This is a genomic window from Oscillibacter sp. CU971 (assembly GCF_905219725.1).
Lineage (GTDB): Bacteria > Bacillota > Clostridia > Oscillospirales > Oscillospiraceae > Oscillibacter.
Map to the genome: position 1 here is coordinate 1 of NZ_CAJMXG010000394.1, position 2,069 is coordinate 2,069.

The following is a 2,069-nucleotide window of genomic DNA, read 5'->3' on the forward strand; positions in this document are numbered from 1 at the left end:
ATTCTTCCCGTTTTGTTTTCTTTTTCCGGCATCTGTATTCCATATCGCTAAAACTTTCCTGTTTCATACCCCGCGCCTCCTTTTCTTTATTTTATCATATCTTCACCATACAGAGCCTCCGTTTGCAGGGGGGAGAATAAAATGTAGTTACGTTCATGATCTTCTGGACTTTCGTTCTTGACCCTGGTATGGTGTATCGCTGGGAGGCGAAGACATGATGCACCAGAGGAAATCCGCTAAAATGAATTTAAAGCGGCTGTTTCTCCATTGTGGGAACGGCCGCTTTCGCATCCTCTGAGTTAATTTCAAATTGCGGGAACCCATGGCTCCTCTAAAATGAACCTATCAGAAGAAGGAGGAGCGATATGGAATACGGATATGTTCGGGTCTCTACAAAAGAACAAAACGAGGACCGGCAGATGGTCGCTATGCGGGAATTTGGCATAAAAGACGGTAACATTGTTCTGGACAAACAAAGCGGCAGGGACTTTGAACGTCCTGGTTATCGGCGGCTGGTATGTAAACTGAAAGCCGGAGACACCCTTGTCATCAAGAGCATCGACCGACTGGGACGCAACTACGATGAAATTTTAGAGCAGTGGCGGCTGCTGACCAAGGAAAAACAGGTCGACATCATTGTGCTGGATATGCCGTTGCTGGATACCCGCCAGGGCCGGGATCTCACCGGGGTGCTGATTACTGACATCGTGCTCCAGCTTCTAAGCTATGTCGCTCAGACGGAACGGGAGTTCAACCGCCAGCGGCAGACCGAGGGGCTCGCCGCTGCCAAAGCAAAAGGCGTCCATTTTGGACGAAAGTTTAAGGATCGTGGCGAGAACTACGAAGACATCATGGCTGCGTGGCGCAGAGGTGAAATCTCTGGCAGAGCGGCGGCAAAGGAACTGGGTGTAGCCCACGGGACCTTTCAGCGATGGTGCAAGGAATGATATTTGGAAAATAAAGCGTGGGTTGTAAGCCACTCCCACTATTGCAAAATTCTGGGGGATATGTTAAAATTTTGTTGTTGAAATAGACAAGAGCAAGGCACACCGTCCTCAAAAACGGCATTACCTTGCTCAACACCATGGCTCATTTTGTGTGGACTGCAACCCACACCTTGTGAGCCATATTTCAAAAATTAGGAATGGAGCTCAGATAATTATGAGGAGTTTGACCGGTTATCCATCCATCGACAAGCCCTGGCTGAAATACTACAGCGAAGAGGCAATCAACGCCCAACTGCCGACATGTACGATATACGATTACCTCTACGAAAACAATAAAGACTATCGCGGCAGAACGGCGCTGAACTATTTTGGCCGCAAAATCAGTTATGGGGAGCTGTTTGAGAACATCGAAAAAACGGCTCGGGCGCTGAAGCAGAATGGTGTTGGCAAAGGAAGTATCGTCACAGTGCTGATGCCAACCTTGCCGGAAACCGTATATTTGTTTTACGCGCTTGGGAAAATCGGCGCGATTGGAAATATGGTCGACCCGCGAACCAGCGCCGAGGGCATTCGTGACTATATTCAAGAGGTAGGGTCTGAGCTTTTGATCGCAGTCGATGTTGTCCTGCCCAAGGCAGCGGATATTTTGAGCAAAACCACGATCAAAAAGGTGCTGGTGATATCTCCTGCGGATTCCCTGCCGCCTGTAATGCGAACTCTTTATAAAGTGAAGCAGGGAAAGAGTCCGAAGATCAACAGTCTCTGTATCAGCTGGAAATCCTTTATTGCTGAAGGAACCGCTTATATCGGAGACACCGATACCGAATATGAAAGGAACCTCCCTGTTGTCATTGTTCACACAGGTGGAACAACTGGCCGGCCTAAAGGGGTCATGCTCACAAATGATAATCTGAACATTTCAGCTTTTCAATGTCAAATTTCCGGTATCGATATGCAGCGTGAACACTCATGGCTAAATATCATGCCGCCATTTATTGCCTATGGCGTGGGCAATGGCCTTCATCTACCCTTATCCATCGGCATGGAAACGATTTTAATACCACAGTTTGACCCTAGGTAGTGTTCACATAAGTGTGTCAACAATAAGTGCAAAATAAACAA

At 47.7% G+C, this 2,069-nt stretch carries 2 protein-coding genes; both read left to right on the plus strand.

The genetic code is table 11. The features are described from left to right. The first annotated feature begins 365 nt into the window (after nt 1–365). On the plus strand, nt 366–947 hold the full coding sequence (locus JX325_RS15800; RefSeq protein WP_204792010.1) for a recombinase family protein: 582 nt from the start codon (nt 366–368) through the stop codon (nt 945–947). Nucleotides 948–1,161: 214 nt separating this feature from the next. Further along, nucleotides 1,162–2,028, plus strand: a complete 867-nt coding sequence (locus JX325_RS15805) for an AMP-binding protein (RefSeq protein WP_204792011.1) — start codon at nt 1,162–1,164, stop codon at nt 2,026–2,028. The last annotated feature ends 41 nt before the right edge of the window (nt 2,029–2,069 follow it).

What these genes read in the sequence shown, in the direction of transcription:
- JX325_RS15800 (WP_204792010.1), top strand. Translation starts at nt 366, where the DNA reads ATGGAATACGGATATGTTCGGGTCTCTACAAAAGAACAAAACGAGGAC.
- JX325_RS15805 (WP_204792011.1), top strand. Translation starts at nt 1,162, where the DNA reads ATGAGGAGTTTGACCGGTTATCCATCCATCGACAAGCCCTGGCTGAAA.